Genomic DNA, 17,075 nt, shown 5'->3' on the forward strand with positions numbered 1-17,075 from the left:
GCTTGACGCCTTCCTGCCGCGCTCATACAAAGCCCGCACAGCAGAAGGAGATTTATGCGCAGAGGCTTTCACCTGAGCCGCACCTAGCGGCATCGCCGGCACCCGAAAGAGGTGCGGAACCTCTTTGCATATCTTTTTTTGCGGAGTTCTCATGAAGAACAACGACATTTCGATCCGGGCCTGTGCCCCGGAAACGGACACGCCCGCGCTGTCACAAATCTGGCTGGAAGCCTCCCGCATCGCCCATGCATTCATCGGCGAGCAGCGCCTGCTCGACCAGCAGGTGCTGATCGAAACCCGGTATCTTCCCGGCGCGGAAAGCTGGGTTGCCTGCGTCGGCGATGTCCCGGCCGGCTTCATCAGCCTGCTCGACACGTTCGTCGGCGGCATTTTCGTCGCGCCGCAATGGCAAGGGCTGGGCATCGGCCGCAGGCTGATCGCCCATGCCCTGAACCTCAGGGGCGAGCTTTCACTGGAAGTCTATACGCGTAATACGGGCGCCATGCGCTTCTATGCATCGCTCGGCTTTGAGGAATTGTCGCGGCGCGCCAGTGACGACGAAGGCCTCCCCTTCGAAAACGCGCTGCTGCGCCTGACGAAATGACGGCGGCAATTCCGCCGAAGCCGCACGGCGCGCTGACATGTGCAATTGCACCGAACTGAGGGGCCGGAGAGGTTTTTGCGATTCGCAGAACTTCTCCGGAGACCGGGCAGCGGCAACCGCCCTGCCCGGTCTCTTTCCGCCGGCAAGGGATCATGCGGCCGCACCGATGCATCGAAAACGGTCCAACAGTAGAAAAATGTTCCCGGACCAGCGTCGTTTCCGTTCCTCCGCGCCTCAAAAAAACGCTCACTGACATATTGGCGATCAGGATTGGGGATTATGTTGCGTGGCGGTCTTTTCGACACAGGAAAACTGCTAACATCTGGCGGGTTTTTTTACCGGCATTGCCGCGCGCGATACATGCGCGGCACAGGAGAGGGTTCGGGCCAATGGCGAAAGTTTCCACGAAGACGGCGGCTAAGGCCGACACTCCGATATTCACACCCACGCCGGAGGCGAAGGCTCAGGCAACCCGTTCGCGCATCATCGCGCTGGTGCTGTGGGCGGTGGCCATCATTCTTGAACTCGTCGCCATCTTCTGGGTCATGCGCCCGTCCTTCGACGAGCTGGCCGCCAGTCAGGGCTTCCCGCAATGGCGCTGCTACACGCTGCTTGGCTTCATCGCGGTGATCGGCGTGCTCGCCATCGTCGGCTCGGTGCTGTGGAAGAAGGCCAATCATCTGGATCCGGCCTCGAACAAGCAGCCGGTAAAATTCTTCATCCAGAACCAGCTCGGCGCGTTCATCGCGCTTCTGGCCTTCCTGCCGCTGATCGTCATGATCTTCCTCAACAAGGACATGGACGCGAAGCAGAAGAACATTGCCGGTGCCGCCGGCATCATCGTCGCCATCGCGGCAACCGTGCTCGGCATCGACTTCAAGCCGCTGTCGCAGGAACAGGCAGCGGTGGAATCGCAGGTCGTCACCCACCTCGTCGGTCAGGACCTTGTCTGGTGGACCGCCGGCGGCAAGGTGGTGCACCTGTGTCAGGATGCGTCCGACATCCGCAACGCCACCACCACCGTCGAGAGCGGCCCGATCGCCGACGCCTTCGGCAAGGGCAAGGAAGGCATCACCCTGCTCCTCGACCGCGAACTCAACCAGTGCGGCCTGCCCGTGCCGGGCAACCTTGCCGAAATCGAACAATGGGTGCGCACCGCAAGGGGGCTCTGAGCCCCCGACCGGAATCGCAACGTCCGCCCGGCGGGCGGCTTGCGACCCCATCTCTGCCGTTTCCAGGTTGCTGCCGTTCTCCTGAAATTTGCCGCTCCTGAGTTCCCAACTGTCGGCGTGATCGGGCCAGAAACGGAGCGGCGGCATTTTGAGCATCAATCCAGTGAAACAGACTTTCGGCAGTCTCTGACAGGTTGGTTTCACTGCGGCGTGCGTGTAGCGTGTCGAGCGGTCTGACACGACCGAAGCAAGAGCCGTTTTGAGGCACATTGCCGTCACTAAGCGACTCGCGGCGACGAACGGGGAAGTGAGCTTGATGCCAAGGGGGGCTGCATGGCGGAAGAAGCATGTACCACGAAACTTGAAGCCGCTGAGAAGGATTTTGACTCCTTCTACTTATCGCATCTGCAGTCCGTGATATCCGCTAAGGGAGAATTCTACCTTAACCAGAGATTTGTTGGAAAGGGTGGAAATGGTACGGCTTTTCTTGTCACCTGCACTTCCGGCGAGCATCAGGGGATGCAATTCGCTTTGAAAGTTTTTCACAAGATCAGCGACCAGAAGCGTCGCGATCGGTTCTTAGATGAGATCAAGCACTATCAAACCCTAAAGCATCCAGCGCTGCTCAGAATCTACGATACGGGAACCTATAAGTCCGGCGACCGCGAGTATCCTTTTGCTGTGGTGGACTATTTGCCCGAGAATTTCGAGAACATTGTGGGCATTGGGACGCCGCGCCTTACGCGGCTAGAGGCGCTCCGCTACGTGTACAACGTAGCGTCGGGAGTTGCCTATCTTCATAGTCAAGAATATCCGATCGTCCACCGTGACATCAAGCCGGCGAACATTCTGGTGCATGGGCAATCGGCACGACTTGGAGACCTTGGTTTGGCAAAAGTGCTGATGGCTGATGGCGGGAAAGAAGAGGCTGACGAAGTTGCGGCATATGCTGCCATGCCCTTTTTTCACCGAACCCCAGAGCTTGTCGCGATAGCCAGAGGTGAACAGGTAGACTTAAGTCCGGCTTCGGATATTTATCAGCTCGGTCTGGTACTCTATCGCTCACTGACCGGATTTAACCCCCAGAAACGACCGCAAGCAGTTACCGACGATATACATCTGGATGTTCGGAAGCTGGCAGGGGCATCGGGGGCTCGCTTGGACGCCCTCGTAGAAGAAATGCTGAAAAGCAACGCATCTGATAGGCCATCCGCAAAGAAGGTGTTGCAACAGCTTAATATTATTCACTCTGAGGTATGCAGCGCTGATTTGAGCGCGACTGGCATGATGAGGTAACGCGTCATCGCGCAATGAGGCCTTCTTGGAAAAGCGCGAAGACATCTAGTCAATCTCGGGACATGGGCGACGCAATGGTCTGCGTGGCGAACAAGAAAGTCAGTCAAATAATGTCGAGATCACACCTCAGTTAATCCCAGCCTCACAAGGTACTAAATGGACCCACATGGCAGCGTTAGAGTTTACTGAAATCCCATCCGCACAGAGTGGCCCCGACAGGGACCGCTTCGAGCTTTTTGCGCGCGAGTTTCTCATTGCTGAAGGCTTCAGGATCGTCGAGCAGCCCGACAGAGGCGCCGATGGTGGCCGAGACATCATTGTCGAAGAGGATCGGCTAGGGCCAGGTGGCGCGAACGTGGTGCGCTGGCTGGTGAGTTGCAAGCACAAGGCGCACTCAGGCGCTTCCGTTACCCCCGGTGACGAGTCGAATGTCCGCGACCGCCTCGGTACTCATCGCTGCCATGGCTTTGTGGCGTTCTACTCGACACTTCCGAGCAGCGGCCTTAGCCAGACGCTGAGCGCCCTGCGGCCGACGCTCGAATATCTGCAGCTTGACAGCGACGCGATCGAGCGGAAACTTCTGGACAGCCCGCGCGGACGAGTGCTCGCCGCGCGCTACATGCCACGTTCTTATAACCGATGGATACAGGCTTCGCACGCGGCGGCGCTCGCCTCATCCCCGTCGACGGACCCTCAATATAGCGCCAATAGGTTCTTCCTGCGACCGCCCCATGACGACCTCAAGTCAGCTCAAGCCGAGGCAGCGGAGCGAGGCGCAATGGTGTTCATAGTAGTCTACGATCCGGACCACCCTACGCATAGCAAGCTCGATTTATCGCTGGGCTACTTCATGGAATACCAAACCACCAAGCGGCTGGTGGACCAGCATTTTGTGGCCGTGGTGGGGCCGAGCAATGACCCGGCGCTTGGTGCGCTCGTGCCCGAGGACAATCCGCTAGAGCTGTGTCTCTGGGTGGTATCAACCCCAGAAGGAGAGATCCTGCGCCGCGAGGGCGTTTATGCGAACCCAGACGAGGGCATGACGCGTGTCCGCGCCGTAGTGGCGCAGGTGGAGGCCTCTCGATGATTGGCCTTACGCCGAAACTCGTCAACCAGATAAAGGGCAGCTTTCCAGCGTATTGGCCCGAAACCTGCCAGTCAGCTTCCCAACCCGCACTCCGCCGCCCTAAAACATCCCCGCCAGCTTCGTCTCCGAGCGCGCGATCACTTCGTCGGGCAGGAAGAAGTCGGCCACCAGCGGGCCGGTTGCGCCGGGGGCGTAGGGGGTGAAGTCGCTCACGCCTTCGGCTTTCAGCACTTCCTCGTCGATGTAGAAATTGCCGGTCGCTTCGCGTGCGGGTCGGTTGAAGATCGCGTAAGCGGCGTCGGCCATGATGTCGGGCGTGCGGCTCATCGAGGCCATGCTCTCGCCGCCCAGCACGTTGCGAACGGCTGCCGTGTCGATCGCCGTCAGCGGCCACAGCGAGTTGACGGCGATGCCGTCGCCGGCGATTTCCGCGCTCATGCCCAGCGTGCACATCGACATGCCGAACTTGGCCATGGTGTAGGCGACATGGTTCCTGAACCACTTTGCGTCCATGTCCAGCGGCGGCGCCAGATTGAGGATGTGCGGGTTCTGCGCCTGCTTCAGATGCGGAATGCACACCTTCGACACCAGAAACGTGCCGCGCGTGTTGATCTGGTGCATCAGGTCGAAGCGCTTCATGTCGGTTTCCAGCGTGCCGGTAAGCTGGATGGCGCTGGCATTGTTGACGCAGATGTCGATGCCCCCGAACGCCTCGACCGTGCGGGCGACCGCGTCCAGAACCTGCTCTTCCTCGCGAATGTCGCACAGCACGGGAAGCGCCTTGCCGCCCGCCTTTTCGATCTCCTCGGCCGCCGTATAGATGGTGCCGGGCAGCTTCGGGTGCGGATCGGCGGTCTTGGCGGCGATGGTGACATTGGCGCCGTCACGGGCCGCGCGCAGCGCGATCGCCAGCCCGATGCCGCGCGATCCGCCCGAGATGAACAGGGTCTTTCCTTTAAGGGACATGTCCGGCCTCCTCTTCAGCTGGAGCGTCGGACCGGCGGGATCATCCGGTTCCGGATGGTCCCATGCTCGATCCCCGATGCTCGATCAATATGCCGGAGCCTGCCTTGCGCACCGGCATGGATGCGTGGCGCTCCGGGACCGATCCTTGCCCCGATCCTCCGCGCCGCGCAAGCCTGCCAGGCAAAAAAATTACGTTTACGTAAGGTGCGATTGGAATTTCCGGCCGGTTTCAGGCCGGAATGGAAGCCCGGCCCTACGTTGCGGCTCCGCTGGCCGGGCTCGCTGCCGCGCAGTCCTCATACTGCGCCAGAAATTCCGCCGAGGGCGGGATCGGCGTGATCACGTCGATCAGCACGCCGTTCGGATCGGCGAAGATGAAATGCCGCTGGCCGAAAGGTTCGTCGCGCAGGCTGCGCAGGATCGGCAGCCCGGCCGCCGCGATCCGCTCATGAACGGCATCGACGTCCTCGACCTCGAAATTGATCAGCAGCCCCTGCGCACCCCTGCCCCGCGCCGCCTCCGGCACCGTCTCGTGGCCGGCGTCGACGATGCCCAGATTGACGGTTTCATCGTCCTGCGATTGCAGGTGGACATACCAGTCGCTCGAAAACAGCGGCCGGAAGCGCAGATGCTGCACATAGAAGTCCGCCGTGGCGGCAACGGCGCCGGTCATGATGACCGGATAATAGCTGGTCGTTTTCATGGCTTTCCTCGCGGCTTGAATTAACATACAGTCTGCATGTTTCTTCAATTAACATACAGGCTGCATGTATGCAACAGGAAAACCCCCGCCGCACCAACCGCGAACGCACCGGGGCGACCCGCACCGCACTGATGGCTGCGGCGCGGGCGCTGTTCATTAAAAAGTCCTATGCGGAAACGGCGACGCCGGAGATCGTTGCCGCCGCCGGCGTCACGCGCGGCGCGCTCTATCATCACTTCGCCGACAAGCAGGCCCTGTTCCGGGCGGTGGTCGAGCAGGAAGCGGCGGACGTCGCGGCCGCTATCGGCCATGCGGCGCCGGATACCAAAGATCCCCGCCAGGCCCTTCTGGATGGCGGCATGGCCTTTCTTACGGCAATGGCGGCGCCCGGCCGCACCCGCCTGCTGCTGCTGGATGGGCCGGCCGTGCTTGGCCGCGCCGTCATGGACGAAATCGATGCAAGGCATGGCGCCCGCACCCTGCGGGAGGGGCTTGAAGCGGCCATGCGCGAAGGCGCGATGAGGCGGGTTCCGCCCGGTGCGCTGACCGCGCTGCTCTCCGCCGCCTTCGACCGCGCCGCCCTGTCCATAGAGGCCGGCGCGGGGCGGGAGGATTTCATCGAAACCCTCAGTGCCCTGATCGACGGGCTGTTCCTGCCGCAGACATGATTCCCGCCCGCCGGATCAGCCCCTCCGATCAGCCCCCGGATCAGCCCCCGGATCAGCCAAGGCCGAAAATGCTGTCGCCCTGCTCATCCACGAGCTGGATGCCCTTGCGGATCGAAATGTCCGCCGCATCGTCCAGTCCGGGAAAGCGGTCGGCGCGGATGAACTTGTGTTCCTTCATCACGCCGTCGATCTCGCGGGTGACGAGCCCGCAGATCTGATACTGGCCATCGGCCTTGTAGGGCGTCGCGATGATGGTGAAGCCCTTGTGCTCGACCTGTCTGGCAGGTGCCGGTTCCGCATCCTGCGCAGGCGCTCCGCCGCCGAAAAGACGTTTCAGGAAAGACATGGGCTCCTCCTTGGGCAATTTCAGCAAACACCGCGGCGCGAATGGCTCCCGCAATGGCGCGAACGCGGAAACATCGTCCCGCAGGCACGCATCCGGCAGCTGCATGTCTAACTAGAACATCGGGCCGCAAAGGGAAATCGCTTTTCGGCTTCCGACGCCCCATATGGGAAAACCCTCACTGCAGAGCCAAGGCCGGCAAGGCGCGAAAACGCCTCGTCGGCTGGCGGAACCACTCACCGGCTCAATCCCGGCTCAGGGCTTCCAGCGCCTCGGCGGCAGTCTTCAGAACATCTGCGGCCTGCGCGCGCCGTTCTTCCGGACCATCCAGAATTTCGGCAAGCGCTGCCCTCAGCCGGCGCCGCACGGAACGAAGCTCGTCATCCCTGCGCCCGCCGCGCCGTTCCTGCGCCTCGTCGTCCCAGCCGAACCACTCGCGCGCCTTGGCCATCTTGCGGCCGAAACGCTCCAGCTGTTCCAGCGCCCGCTCCACCATGTCGCGGTTTTCGGCCAGATGGGCGGACCCCGCCTCGGTGATCGAAAACACCTTCTTCGCACCTTCGGAAGCCGAGACGGCATAGCCGGCTTCTTCGAGGAAGGTCAGCGTCGGATAGATCACGCCGGGGCTCGGCGCATAGAAGCCGCTGGAGCGCTCTTCCAGCGCCTTGATGATGTCGTAGCCGTGACGCGGCGCCTCGGCCATCAGGTAAAGCACCACCAGCTTGAGATCGCCGTCGCCGAACATGCGGCCGGCGCGCAGGAAATCGCCCGGCCCGCCGCGCCGCCCGCCGGGGCCGCCGCCCCGCATTCCCGGGCCGAACGGCCCGCGACCGAAACGTTCCGCCGCATGCCAGAGCGCGCGCTCCGCGCGGCTGGCGAAATGATGATGTGCACGCATGTGAATTCCTTTCGTCATATCGTAAGATATATCTCAATTAGGATCGCGCAAAATCGAAATCAAGATATATCTTACGATAGATCGAAAAAATGCAGGCATCGCCGGCTGAAAGCGTCAACCCTGCGGGTATCTCAGTGTGGCAAAACAGCCATCAGCCCGCGTCAAAAAAACCTGACGCAGGCCGGGTGGTAGTCGGCGGCGCCCCCTGGAAGGAAAGCGCAATTTTCCGGCAGCTTATTGCTGCTGTTGCAGCGCCAGCCGCGCGCCCAGCGCCACGAAGGCGGCGGAAAAGGTGCGCCGCATCCACGCCATCACGCGCGGGCTGCCGACCACCTTGTCACGCATGGCGGCGGCAAACAGGCCGTAGAGGGAAAAGATGATGAAGGTCGCCAGCATGAACACGCCCGACAGTTCCAGCATCCGCGCCAGCACATGTTCCTCTCCGGCGGAAATGAACTGCGGCAGGAAGGCCACGAAGAAGATCGACAGCTTCGGATTGAGCAGGTTGATGAGAATGCCGTCGACCAGCACCTGCCGCACGCTGCGGGCATCCGTGTTGTCGTCGATCCGCAGCGCGCCCTTCTCACGCAGGCTCTGCCAGGCCATGTAGAGGAGATAGGCGACGCCCGCATATTTCACGATCTCGAAGGCGAGCGCGCTGGTGTGCAGCAGCGCGGCAAGTCCCGTCAGCGCCGCCACCAGATGCGGAACGATGCCGAGCGTGCAGGCAAATGCCGCAAGCACGCTGGCCCGCCCCCCTCGCGAAAGTCCGGCCGCCAGCGTGTAGACCACGCCCGTTCCCGGCGAGGCGACGATGATGAGCGTGGTCAACAGGAATTCGATCGACATGCGGCAGTCCCCTCCCCGGCGCCCCGCTGGCGCAGGCAGGAACAATACCAGCCAATCTGCACGTGGCAACCTGCGGACCATGTCCACAGGAACATCTGTTTTTCACCCTGCAAAAAGTTGACTCTTAAAGTCATGTAATCTAGCTCGCGGCCACAGTCTCAAGCTTCGGATCCGTCATGAAATCCTTCCCCACCCTCGCCGCCGCCCTTCTGGCCGGCGTCTGTCTGCCCGTGTCCGCCCTGGCCCAGTCGCCGCAACCCGTCGTCGAGCTGCAGGGCGGGCTGTCCTACGGAACCGGCAATGGCAGCATCGGCATCACCTTCCCCTTCACGCTCGACGACGGCTCCTATCTCTTCATCGAGGGCCGTGGCGGCATGGCGGAACAGTCGGTGCGCTTCGGTTCCTTCGGTGCGGGCCTGCGCCGAAAACTGGATAATGGCCTGATCCTCGGCGGCTACGGCTACTATGATGCGCTGCGCACGGCGCGCGGCAACACCTTCCAGCAGCTGTCCTTCGGTGCCGAGTTGTTTGGCAGCGTCTTCGAGGCGCGCGCCAACGCCTATCTGCCGCTCACCGGATCGCGGCTGGCGGAAGAGTTCAACAGCGCCTATGTGGCCGGAGACCAGTTGCGCTTCCAGTCGGGCCGCGAACGCGCGCGCGCCGGCGTCGATGCGGAGGTGGGCGCGCGCCTGCCGGTGTTCCCGCGCGATGCGCAGGCGCAGTTCAAGCTGTTCGGCGGCGCCTACTGGTACGAAGGCAAAAACATGGACGACACGGTCGGCGCCCGCGCCCGCGCCGAACTGGTTCTGGCGGGCCTGCCCGGCGTGCGGCCGGACGCGACGCTGAGCCTCGGCACATCCCTGTCCTACGACAACGAGGAACATCTGGAGGCCGGTCTTCGCGTACGCCTGCGGATCCCGCTCGGCGCCGGCGGCTCCGCCTCCTCCACCACGGCCTTCGATCCGCTTTATCAGCCCGTCGAGCGTGAGGAGAAGGTACGCACCCATCTCGGCACGACCGGCAATGTCGAAGCGGCGGAATATGTCTCCTCCGGGCAGACGGTCGGAAAGGTCGTCACCATCGGCCCGAACAGCGGCGACGCCTCGGCCATCAACGGCAGCCTTGCCGCTGCCGGCGACAATGCGCTGGCGCTGGCCAGCGGCGAGATCGCGCTGACGCAGGCCCTTCTGCTCGGCACCAACCAGCATCTCATCGGCGGCGGCGGAACCCTTGCCGTGCGCGGTGCCGAAAGCGGGCTTGAAACCACCTTCCGCAACGACGGCGCCGCCACCACCCTGCGCGGCACGAACCCGCTTGCAGATGTGGTGTCGATGGCCTCGGGCAGCGAGATCGCCTCCGTCACCATGACCGGCGGCCTCGCCGCCATCCAGAGCACGGGCGCTGCGAACATCCTCATCCATGATGTCGACATCAGCGGCACGGCCGGCGACGGCATCCGCCTTGAGAACGTCACCGGCGCCACCATCGCGAATGCCTATATCCACGATCTCTACATCTGCGAGAACAACACAACGTGCGAGTTCGCGGTCGGCCGGCCGAACGACGCGCCGCATGCCGCAGTCAGCGCGCTGGGCACCAGCGGCCTGACGGTGCGCGACACGGTCATCGAAGGCGTCACCTACGGCATCTTCGCCGGCAGCCACATCGATGACAGCGGCTGGCCGCCGGTCATCACCAGCGCTGCCACCGACATCACCATCGACAATGTTTCCATCACCCGCTCGCGCCGCGAAGGGATCCTGCTCGTCGCGGCCAATGACGTCACCATGAACAAGGTGACGATCGACAATTCCGCGCAGGATCGCGACATGGACCTCGTCGTCCTGCAGGGCACCTCGGACGTGACCATCACGGACATGGCCCTCAAGGGCGGCGTCAACGGCCTGATGCTGATCACCTCTTCCACCCTGCCCGACGAGGCCGTCACCACGAATGTCCGCGTCGACGGCTTCTCCAGCGACGGCGCCAGCAACACGGGCATCTTCCTCAATCCGGTCGGCGACATCAGCTTCAACAATGTCTCGATCACCAATCCCGGCACCTATGGCGTCTTCATCTACGGCAGCGACTATGAATTCCTCGGCGGCCCGGTGAACAACATCGACTTCGGCACCACCAGCATCAGCAATGCCGGTCAGGCCGGTCTCTATTTCATGGGACCCTCCATCGACCTGAAGGGCGATGTCACGGTCGCCGGAACACCGAAGGACTGCCTCGTCTCCGCCTGGGGCTCATGGGTCGGCGGCTCGCTCACCCAGAACCCCGGCTCCGTGCTCAACGTCAATGGCGCGGCCCTCGACGGATCGAACTTCCAGACCCGCTGCATGCCATAAGCAGCGTGCGCGCTCCCACGAAAAGCCGGGCACTGCCCGGCTTTTCACTTTCAGCGGCCCATGGTCCCTTTGTCCGGGGCAAGCACATCATTTGGCGCTGGCCTGAGACGGTTTTCCGTGCTTTGTCGCAGCGCTGAAGCTGCCGCCCCAACGCGCGAACCGGTTTCGGCAAAGCGCGCCCCCGCGCAACAACAATGATCTGAAGCACCGCGCCCGATTCTGCCCGGACGCAGGGTGCTTTCACGGAAACAGCCCATGCATATCGATTTCGGCATTCTCTTTCTCTACGTGATCACCGTCATCACCATGATCGCTATTCCCGGCCCGGTCGCCGTTCTGGTCACCGGCGCGGGGCTGGCCGGCGGCGCGCGAAAAGCCTTCAACACCATTGCCGGCACCAATGCTGCCTCGCTGGTGCTCATCCTGTTGTCGGCGCTGGTGGTGAAGGGCATCTTCGCGGTCAACGAAACCGCCTTCAGCGTGCTGAAGCTCGCCGGCGCCTGCTACATAGGCTGGATCGGCTGGGAGATTTTGCGGGAGTCCGGCACCGGCGAACCGGAACTGGAGCCCGTCCAGCCACGCGTCGGCGGCTTCTCGAAAGGCTTCGTCATGGCCATTTCGAACCCGAAGGACATCATCTTCTTCGCGTCCTTCTTCCCGCAGTTCATCGGCGTCACGCCCGATCCCAACACCAGCATCGCCCTGCTCACGGTGCTGTGGATCGTGCTGGATTTCGCGACGCTGTTCCTCATCTACCTGCTGGTCGCAAGGCTCCTGAAGCCGTCCGTCCACCGCACCATGCTGCGCATTTCCGGCGTGCTGCTCGTCATCGTCGCCGCCGGCGGCATCGTCATGACGGCAATGGAGCTGTGGCCCGCCTGACCGCCTCATCAACAACAAAAAAGGCCGGGCGTTGACCCGACCTTTTTCCTGAAATCGCAAGATCGCTCAGCTGTCGAGGAAGCTTCTCAGCTTGCGCGAGCGGCTCGGGTGCTTGAGCTTGCGCAGTGCCTTGGCCTCGATCTGGCGGATACGCTCGCGCGTCACCGAGAACTGCTGGCCGACTTCCTCAAGCGTGTGGTCGGTGTTCATGCCGATGCCGAAGCGCATGCGCAGCACGCGCTCCTCGCGCGGCGTCAGCGAGGCCAGCACACGCGTCGTCGTCTCGCGCAGATTGGCCTGAATGGCCGCGTCGATCGGCAGGATCGCGCCCTTGTCCTCGATGAAATCGCCGAGATGCGAATCTTCCTCGTCGCCCACCGGGGTTTCGAGCGAGATCGGCTCCTTGGCGATCTTCAGCACCTTGCGCACCTTTTCCAGCGGCATGGCGAGCTTTTCCGCCAGTTCCTCCGGGGTCGGCTCGCGGCCGATCTCGTGCAGCATCTGGCGCGAGGTGCGCACGATCTTGTTGATCGTCTCGATCATGTGCACCGGAATACGGATGGTGCGCGCCTGATCGGCGATCGAACGGGTGATGGCCTGACGGATCCACCATGTCGCGTAAGTTGAAAACTTGTAGCCGCGCCGGTACTCGAACTTGTCCACCGCCTTCATCAGGCCGATATTGCCTTCCTGAATGAGGTCGAGGAACTGCAAACCGCGGTTCGTGTACTTCTTGGCGATGGAGATGACGAGGCGCAGGTTTGCCTCCACCATTTCCTTCTTGGCGATGGCCGCCTCGCGCTCGCCCTTCTGCACCTGATTGACGATCTTGCGGAATTCGAGGATCGAGATCGCCGTCTCGGTGGCGAGGTTCTGGATCTCGCCGCGAATGTCGCGGATCGTGTCCTTCTCGTTCTGGTAGAACTCCTTCCAGCCGCGGCTGGAGAGGTTGGCGATCGCCTTGGTCCAGTTGGGATCAAGCTCGGTGCCCTGATATTCCTTCAGGAATTCCTCGCGGCGCACGCCGTAGCTCTCGGCCAGACGCAGCAGCTTGCCCTCGTTCTGCACCAGACGCTTGTTGATGTCGTAAAGCTGCTCGACCAGCGCCTCGATGCGGGCCTGATTGAGCGAAAGCGACTTCACCGCCGTGATAAGCTGGTCCTTCAGCTCCTTCAGGCGGCGGTCCTGGCTGGGCGACAGCGTGCCGGCGGCGGCCAGACGGTTTTCCACCTGCTGGTCCTGCAGCTTGCGCAGCTTCTTGTAGGTGTCGGCGATGACGTCGAGCGTCTCCATGACCTGCGGCCGCAGTTCCGCCTCCATGGCGGCCAGCGACAGGTTGGCCTCGTCCTCTTCCTCTTCTTCTTCCTCGCCGCGCGTATCGCCGCCGACATTGGTGATGTCGTCGTCCTCGCCACGGCCACGGCGCGGCTTTTCCTCGGCCTTGGGCTTGTTGTCCTCGTCGGTGCGCTCCACCACCGGCGCCTGCTTGGCCTCGGGGCCGGCATAGGTGGCTTCGAGGTCGATGATCTCGCGTAGCAGGATCTTGGATTCGTTCAGCTCATCGCGCCATATGATGATGGCCTGGAAGGTCAGCGGGCTTTCGCACAGGCCCGCGATCATCGTCTCGCGGCCGGCCTCGATGCGCTTGGCGATGGCGATTTCGCCCTCGCGCGACAGCAACTCCACCGAGCCCATTTCGCGCAGATACATGCGCACGGGATCGTCGGTGCGGTCGGTCGGCTCCTTCTTGGCGACGGTCGCGACAGCGGTTCCGGTCTGCTCGGCGACTTCCTGAGGATCGTCCTCCGAAGCCTCGTTCTCGCCATCTTCGGCCTGTTCATCGTCTTCCACGACGTTGATGCCCATATCGGACAGCATGGCCATCGTGTCTTCGATCTGCTCGGAAGTGACCTCCTCGGAGGGCATGACGGCGTTCAGCTCGTCCATGGTGACATAGCCGCGCTTCTTCGCGACCTTGATCATCTTCTTGACAGCATCGTCGGAAAGGTCGAGCAGCGGGCCGTCGGTTGTACCCTCGCGCTCGGTCTCGACCTCTTCCTTTTCCTTTGTCGCCATTCTTCTTCTGCCTCCGGACGGCTGTTCAAGCCGCGAAATCTAAGCCTGCTGCAAATTCGTCTGCGTCCGCTGAAACGACGCGTTCATCGCGACACTTGCCGCATCTCTCGTTAAGCCTGGATTAACCCTGGTCTCTTCATCGTGTCTCAGTTTTGTCACCGAGCATCAAACGGCACATCTGCATCTGCGTTCTTTTCGTCGACGCCCCGTTGAGTTGAAAGCAAGTCGGGTTAACAGTAATTCGAATCGACCTGATTCCGTCATTCTGCCAATAGGTCAAGCGCCTGTCGCATGATTCGCCCCAAAAAAGCGAATCAATTGCCCCAAATGCTTCCTTAGGCCGCGGATCGCTCCTCAGCGTCCCGCAGACTACTGCTGCCGGCTAACTCCTGCCGGCTCGTCCCGACAACACTCCGAAGCCTTCGATCAGGGCCTCCGTCGCCTGCACATCCCGGAATTGCGCCTGTATCTCGACAAGGCGCCTGTAATTCTCATCTGTGGGCTCGCTGGCGAGCGCGGCCTCGGCCTGCTTCAGCTCCTTATGTAGAGTGCGCGCGCTGCGGTGCAAGTGCAAGGCCTGCGCGAAGGCATCGCGCGCATCGTCGAGAGCGGCCCCCTCCAGCGCCGGCCATTGCCGCGTGCGCCGCATCAGCGCCTCGGCGCGCTCCCATATTTCGGCGCATCCTGCCCGGCTGATCGCCTCGATCACCGCCTGCTTCTCGTTGGCCATGTCATGGGCCAGCGCATCCAGAAGTGCGGCATGCAGCTTGCGCAGGTCGCCATTGGCGAGGTCGAGGAACTCGATATGCTCGAAAAACTCGTCGATCAGCGCCGGATGGTTGATGAGCGCCACCATGATCGTGGCCTCGCGCGCCGTCATCACCTCGCCGCCGCGCTTGACCAGCGCCGAGCGCCCGAGGCTTTCGGTGATGGCGTTGCGGCCGCCGCCCTGCCGCGACCACGGTCCGGGCCCCTTGAAGCCGTTCTGGAAATTGCCCTGCCCGCGCCCCGGACCGCGCCCCTGACCCTGCTGACGGTTGCGCTGCGCGCCGAAGAAATTCTGCACCCGGTCGCGCATTTCCTGATTGTAGTGGAAGCGCACGCTCTCGTCGCGGATGCGCCCGGCCAGTTCGCGCAGCGTCTTTTCCAGCTCGGCCCGCCGTTCCGGCGTCTCGAAAACGCCATTGGAAGTCTCGCGCGTCCACAGCATGTCGGCCAGCGGCCGCGCCTCGTTCAGCACGGTGCGGAAGGCGTCCGCGCCCTCGCTGCGCACCAGATCGTCGGGGTCCTTGCCGTCCGGCAGCAGCGCGAAACGCGCCGTGCGCTCAGGCTGAATCAGCGGCAGCACCAGATCGGCCGCCCGCCACGCCGCCTTGAGCCCGGCAGCGTCGCCGTCGAAGCACAGCACCGGCTCGCGCGTCATCCGCCACAGAAGCTCGATCTGGTTTTCCGTCAGCGCCGTGCCAAGCGGCGCCACGGCGTTCTCGAAACCGGCCTGCGCCAGCGCGATCACGTCCATGTAGCCTTCCACGACCACGACCGTCTCGCCCCGCGCCACCGCCTTGCGGGCGCGGGCGAAATTGTAGAGCACATTGCCCTTGTGAAAGAGTTCGGTCTCCGGCGAGTTCAGATATTTGGCCGGCGCATCGGGCGACATGGCGCGCCCGCCGAAGGCGATGATGCGCCCGCGCGAATCCGGGATCGGAAACATGATGCGGTCGCGAAAGCGGTCATAGGAGACGGGAACGTCCTGCCCGTGCACGACGAGGCCGCAGGCCTCGATCTCTTCGCGGCCGACCCCGCGCGAAGCCAGATATTCCTTCAGCGCGTTGCGGCTCTCGGGCGCATAGCCAAGACGAAACGATTGCTGCGTCGCCGGCGTCAGGCCACGGTCGCGCAGATAGGCGCGCGCCTTTGCCCCTTCCGAAGCCTGCAGCCGCTCCTCGAAAAAGGCCGTCGCCATTTCCATGACGTCGGTGAGTTCGGCCCGCTGCTTCTCGCGCGCCTCGGCCTGAACGTCGCGCGCCGGCATCGGCACGCCCGCCATGTCGGCCACGCGCTCCACCGCCTCGGGAAAGCTTAAGCCGTCCAGCTCGGTCAGGAACTTGAAATGGTCACCCGAAACGCCGCAGCCGAAGCAATGATAGCGGCCCTTGCGGTCCTCGCAGTGGAAGCTGGGAGATTTCTCGCCGTGGAACGGGCAGCAGGCCCACCAGTCGCCCTTCGGCGCGTTGGTTTTCCTGCGGTCCCACGTCACCCGCGTGCCGATGACCGAGGAGATCGGCACCCGGTCGCGTATTTCGTCGAGGAATGAGGGCGAGAAGCGCATAGCACTTCATATAGACGCAGCACCCGCGGAAGACGAATCGCTACGCGGCCCATGCACGATATTCACAGGCTTGAATTTCAAGACATACAAATGTATATACACATCGACATATGCGCACGTCATCGCGCATCCGCGCCTCGGGGGATCAAGAGGCAGGATAACTGCCGATCCGCGAGGTGACAGGATGCGAATTGTCGAACGACAATTGTTCGTGAATTTCGAATGGGACGACAATAAAGCGCGTTCGAACGTCGAAAAACACGGCATCAGTTTCGAAGATGCTGCCCTGGCACTGACTCAGCCTCATCTTGAGCATCAGAGCATCCGGGGCGAAGAGCAGCGGGTACTCGCAATTTGCCCGGCCTCACGGCGCATCATCGCCGTAATTTACACAATTCGACACCAGAAATGCCGGATCATCTCGGCAAGGGCAGCAAGAGAAAATGAGAAAAGAGCGTATCGTCTCATATTCCCCCGATGAAATCCGGGAGAAGCTGGCACGCGAAAGATCCGGCACAGACTGGTCGCGCGTCGATGCAATGAGTGACGACGAAATTGAGGTGAAGATGCGCGCCGATCCCGACTGGGCAGATGCCATCGACATCGACTGGTCGAACGCGGATATCGTCTATCCCATTGCGAAGAATGCCATATCCATCCGGCTCGATCAGGACATCATCGACTTCTTCAAATCCACCGGAAAAGGATATCAGACCCGCATGAATACGGTCCTGCGCCACTACATGACGCAGACGCAAAGAAAGAAAAACAACAAAGCGGGCTGACCCAGCCCCTTCTTTCTGACACGAAAGGGCGGCTCAGGGCCGCCCTTTCCGAATTTGCGAAGG

The 17,075-nt window shown here is 62.4% G+C and carries 16 protein-coding genes; 9 read left to right on the plus strand and 7 right to left on the minus strand.

The genetic code is table 11. The features are described from left to right. Positions 1–151: 151 nt before the first annotated feature. The 4 genes from MIC97_RS05700 (at position 152) to MIC97_RS05715 (ending at position 4,159) form a co-directional block, all read left to right on the plus strand. Positions 152–604, plus strand: a complete 453-nt coding sequence (locus tag MIC97_RS05700; RefSeq protein WP_239799224.1) for a GNAT family N-acetyltransferase — start codon at positions 152–154, stop codon at positions 602–604. Between the two features lie 389 nt (positions 605–993). Beyond that, positions 994–1,776, plus strand: coding sequence for a hypothetical protein (locus MIC97_RS05705; protein ID WP_239799225.1), 783 nt, complete (start codon positions 994–996; stop codon positions 1,774–1,776). A 333-nt stretch (positions 1,777–2,109) separates the two neighbouring features. Beyond that, the gene (locus tag MIC97_RS05710) at positions 2,110–3,072 is read left to right on the plus strand and encodes a protein kinase (RefSeq protein WP_239799226.1); all 963 of its coding nucleotides are present in this window, start codon (positions 2,110–2,112) and stop codon (positions 3,070–3,072) included. A 166-nt stretch (positions 3,073–3,238) separates the two neighbouring features. Next, positions 3,239–4,159 (plus strand): restriction endonuclease, encoded by a 921-nt coding sequence (locus tag MIC97_RS05715; protein WP_239799227.1) that lies wholly within the window; start codon positions 3,239–3,241, stop codon positions 4,157–4,159. 99 nt (positions 4,160–4,258) lie between these two features. Here MIC97_RS05715 and MIC97_RS05720 read toward each other — a convergent pair whose 3' ends face one another. Next, entirely contained in the window at positions 4,259–5,125 is an 867-nt protein-coding gene (locus tag MIC97_RS05720; protein WP_239799228.1) for an NAD(P)-dependent oxidoreductase, read from the minus strand. A gap of 253 nt (positions 5,126–5,378) precedes the next feature. Next, on the minus strand, positions 5,379–5,828 hold the full coding sequence (locus MIC97_RS05725) for a VOC family protein (protein WP_239799229.1): 450 nt from the start codon (positions 5,826–5,828) through the stop codon (positions 5,379–5,381). Between the two features lie 68 nt (positions 5,829–5,896). Between MIC97_RS05725 and MIC97_RS05730 the strand changes: the two genes are divergently transcribed. Next, positions 5,897–6,496 carry a TetR/AcrR family transcriptional regulator gene (locus tag MIC97_RS05730; protein ID WP_239799230.1) on the plus strand — a complete coding sequence of 200 codons (600 nt, stop codon included), beginning with the start codon at positions 5,897–5,899 and terminating at the stop codon, positions 6,494–6,496. Between the two features lie 52 nt (positions 6,497–6,548). On the opposite strand, the gene MIC97_RS05735 is transcribed toward MIC97_RS05730, so the two are convergent. From MIC97_RS05735 to MIC97_RS05745, 3 genes are all read right to left on the minus strand, one after another. Next, positions 6,549–6,842, minus strand: coding sequence for an HlyU family transcriptional regulator (locus MIC97_RS05735; protein ID WP_239799231.1), 294 nt, complete (start codon positions 6,840–6,842; stop codon positions 6,549–6,551). Positions 6,843–7,083: 241 nt separating this feature from the next. Continuing rightward, positions 7,084–7,647, minus strand: coding sequence for a PadR family transcriptional regulator (locus tag MIC97_RS05740; RefSeq protein ID WP_239801044.1), 564 nt, complete (start codon positions 7,645–7,647; stop codon positions 7,084–7,086). Between the two features lie 324 nt (positions 7,648–7,971). Next, entirely contained in the window at positions 7,972–8,586 is a 615-nt protein-coding gene (locus MIC97_RS05745; protein WP_183832533.1) for a LysE family translocator, read from the minus strand. A 176-nt stretch (positions 8,587–8,762) separates the two neighbouring features. Between MIC97_RS05745 and MIC97_RS05750 the strand changes: the two genes are divergently transcribed. Both MIC97_RS05750 and MIC97_RS05755 read left to right on the plus strand, forming a co-directional pair. After that, positions 8,763–10,940 (plus strand): right-handed parallel beta-helix repeat-containing protein, encoded by a 2,178-nt coding sequence (locus tag MIC97_RS05750; RefSeq protein WP_239799232.1) that lies wholly within the window; start codon positions 8,763–8,765, stop codon positions 10,938–10,940. Between the two features lie 255 nt (positions 10,941–11,195). Further along, positions 11,196–11,822, plus strand: coding sequence for a LysE family translocator (locus MIC97_RS05755; RefSeq protein ID WP_239799233.1), 627 nt, complete (start codon positions 11,196–11,198; stop codon positions 11,820–11,822). 66 nt (positions 11,823–11,888) lie between these two features. On the opposite strand, the gene rpoD is transcribed toward MIC97_RS05755, so the two are convergent. Together rpoD and dnaG are read right to left on the minus strand one after the other, a co-directional pair. After that, positions 11,889–13,898, minus strand: a complete 2,010-nt coding sequence (gene rpoD, locus MIC97_RS05760) for an RNA polymerase sigma factor RpoD (protein WP_183832536.1) — start codon at positions 13,896–13,898, stop codon at positions 11,889–11,891. Between the two features lie 382 nt (positions 13,899–14,280). Continuing rightward, a complete protein-coding gene (gene dnaG, locus MIC97_RS05765) occupies positions 14,281–16,227 on the minus strand; it encodes a DNA primase (RefSeq protein ID WP_239799234.1) in 1,947 nt (648 codons plus the stop codon). A 184-nt stretch (positions 16,228–16,411) separates the two neighbouring features. Between dnaG and MIC97_RS05770 the strand changes: the two genes are divergently transcribed. Together MIC97_RS05770 and MIC97_RS05775 are read left to right on the plus strand one after the other, a co-directional pair. Beyond that, the gene (locus MIC97_RS05770) at positions 16,412–16,708 is read left to right on the plus strand and encodes a BrnT family toxin (RefSeq protein ID WP_239799235.1); all 297 of its coding nucleotides are present in this window, start codon (positions 16,412–16,414) and stop codon (positions 16,706–16,708) included. Further along, the gene (locus tag MIC97_RS05775) at positions 16,671–17,012 is read left to right on the plus strand and encodes a BrnA antitoxin family protein (protein ID WP_239799236.1); all 342 of its coding nucleotides are present in this window, start codon (positions 16,671–16,673) and stop codon (positions 17,010–17,012) included. Before MIC97_RS05770 ends, MIC97_RS05775 begins: the two co-directional genes overlap by 38 nt. Positions 17,013–17,075 lie beyond the last annotated feature (63 nt).

It is taken from the genome of Aquamicrobium sp. NLF2-7 (assembly GCF_022359935.1).
Taxonomy (GTDB): domain Bacteria; phylum Pseudomonadota; class Alphaproteobacteria; order Rhizobiales; family Rhizobiaceae; genus Mesorhizobium; species Mesorhizobium lusatiense.

Coding starts and splice junctions, on each gene's coding strand:
- MIC97_RS05700 (WP_239799224.1), top strand. CDS start 152: ATGAAGAACAACGACATTTCGATCCGGGCCTGTGCCCCGGAAACGGAC.
- MIC97_RS05705 (WP_239799225.1), top strand. CDS start 994: ATGGCGAAAGTTTCCACGAAGACGGCGGCTAAGGCCGACACTCCGATA.
- MIC97_RS05710 (WP_239799226.1), top strand. CDS start 2,110: ATGGCGGAAGAAGCATGTACCACGAAACTTGAAGCCGCTGAGAAGGAT.
- MIC97_RS05715 (WP_239799227.1), top strand. CDS start 3,239: ATGGCAGCGTTAGAGTTTACTGAAATCCCATCCGCACAGAGTGGCCCC.
- MIC97_RS05720 (WP_239799228.1), bottom strand. CDS start 5,125: ATGTCCCTTAAAGGAAAGACCCTGTTCATCTCGGGCGGATCGCGCGGC.
- MIC97_RS05725 (WP_239799229.1), bottom strand. CDS start 5,828: ATGAAAACGACCAGCTATTATCCGGTCATCATGACCGGCGCCGTTGCC.
- MIC97_RS05730 (WP_239799230.1), top strand. CDS start 5,897: ATGCAACAGGAAAACCCCCGCCGCACCAACCGCGAACGCACCGGGGCG.
- MIC97_RS05735 (WP_239799231.1), bottom strand. CDS start 6,842: ATGTCTTTCCTGAAACGTCTTTTCGGCGGCGGAGCGCCTGCGCAGGAT.
- MIC97_RS05740 (WP_239801044.1), bottom strand. CDS start 7,647: ATGCGGGGCGGCGGCCCCGGCGGGCGGCGCGGCGGGCCGGGCGATTTC.
- MIC97_RS05745 (WP_183832533.1), bottom strand. CDS start 8,586: ATGTCGATCGAATTCCTGTTGACCACGCTCATCATCGTCGCCTCGCCG.
- MIC97_RS05750 (WP_239799232.1), top strand. CDS start 8,763: ATGAAATCCTTCCCCACCCTCGCCGCCGCCCTTCTGGCCGGCGTCTGT.
- MIC97_RS05755 (WP_239799233.1), top strand. CDS start 11,196: ATGCATATCGATTTCGGCATTCTCTTTCTCTACGTGATCACCGTCATC.
- rpoD (WP_183832536.1), bottom strand. CDS start 13,898: ATGGCGACAAAGGAAAAGGAAGAGGTCGAGACCGAGCGCGAGGGTACA.
- dnaG (WP_239799234.1), bottom strand. CDS start 16,227: ATGCGCTTCTCGCCCTCATTCCTCGACGAAATACGCGACCGGGTGCCG.
- MIC97_RS05770 (WP_239799235.1), top strand. CDS start 16,412: ATGCGAATTGTCGAACGACAATTGTTCGTGAATTTCGAATGGGACGAC.
- MIC97_RS05775 (WP_239799236.1), top strand. CDS start 16,671: ATGAGAAAAGAGCGTATCGTCTCATATTCCCCCGATGAAATCCGGGAG.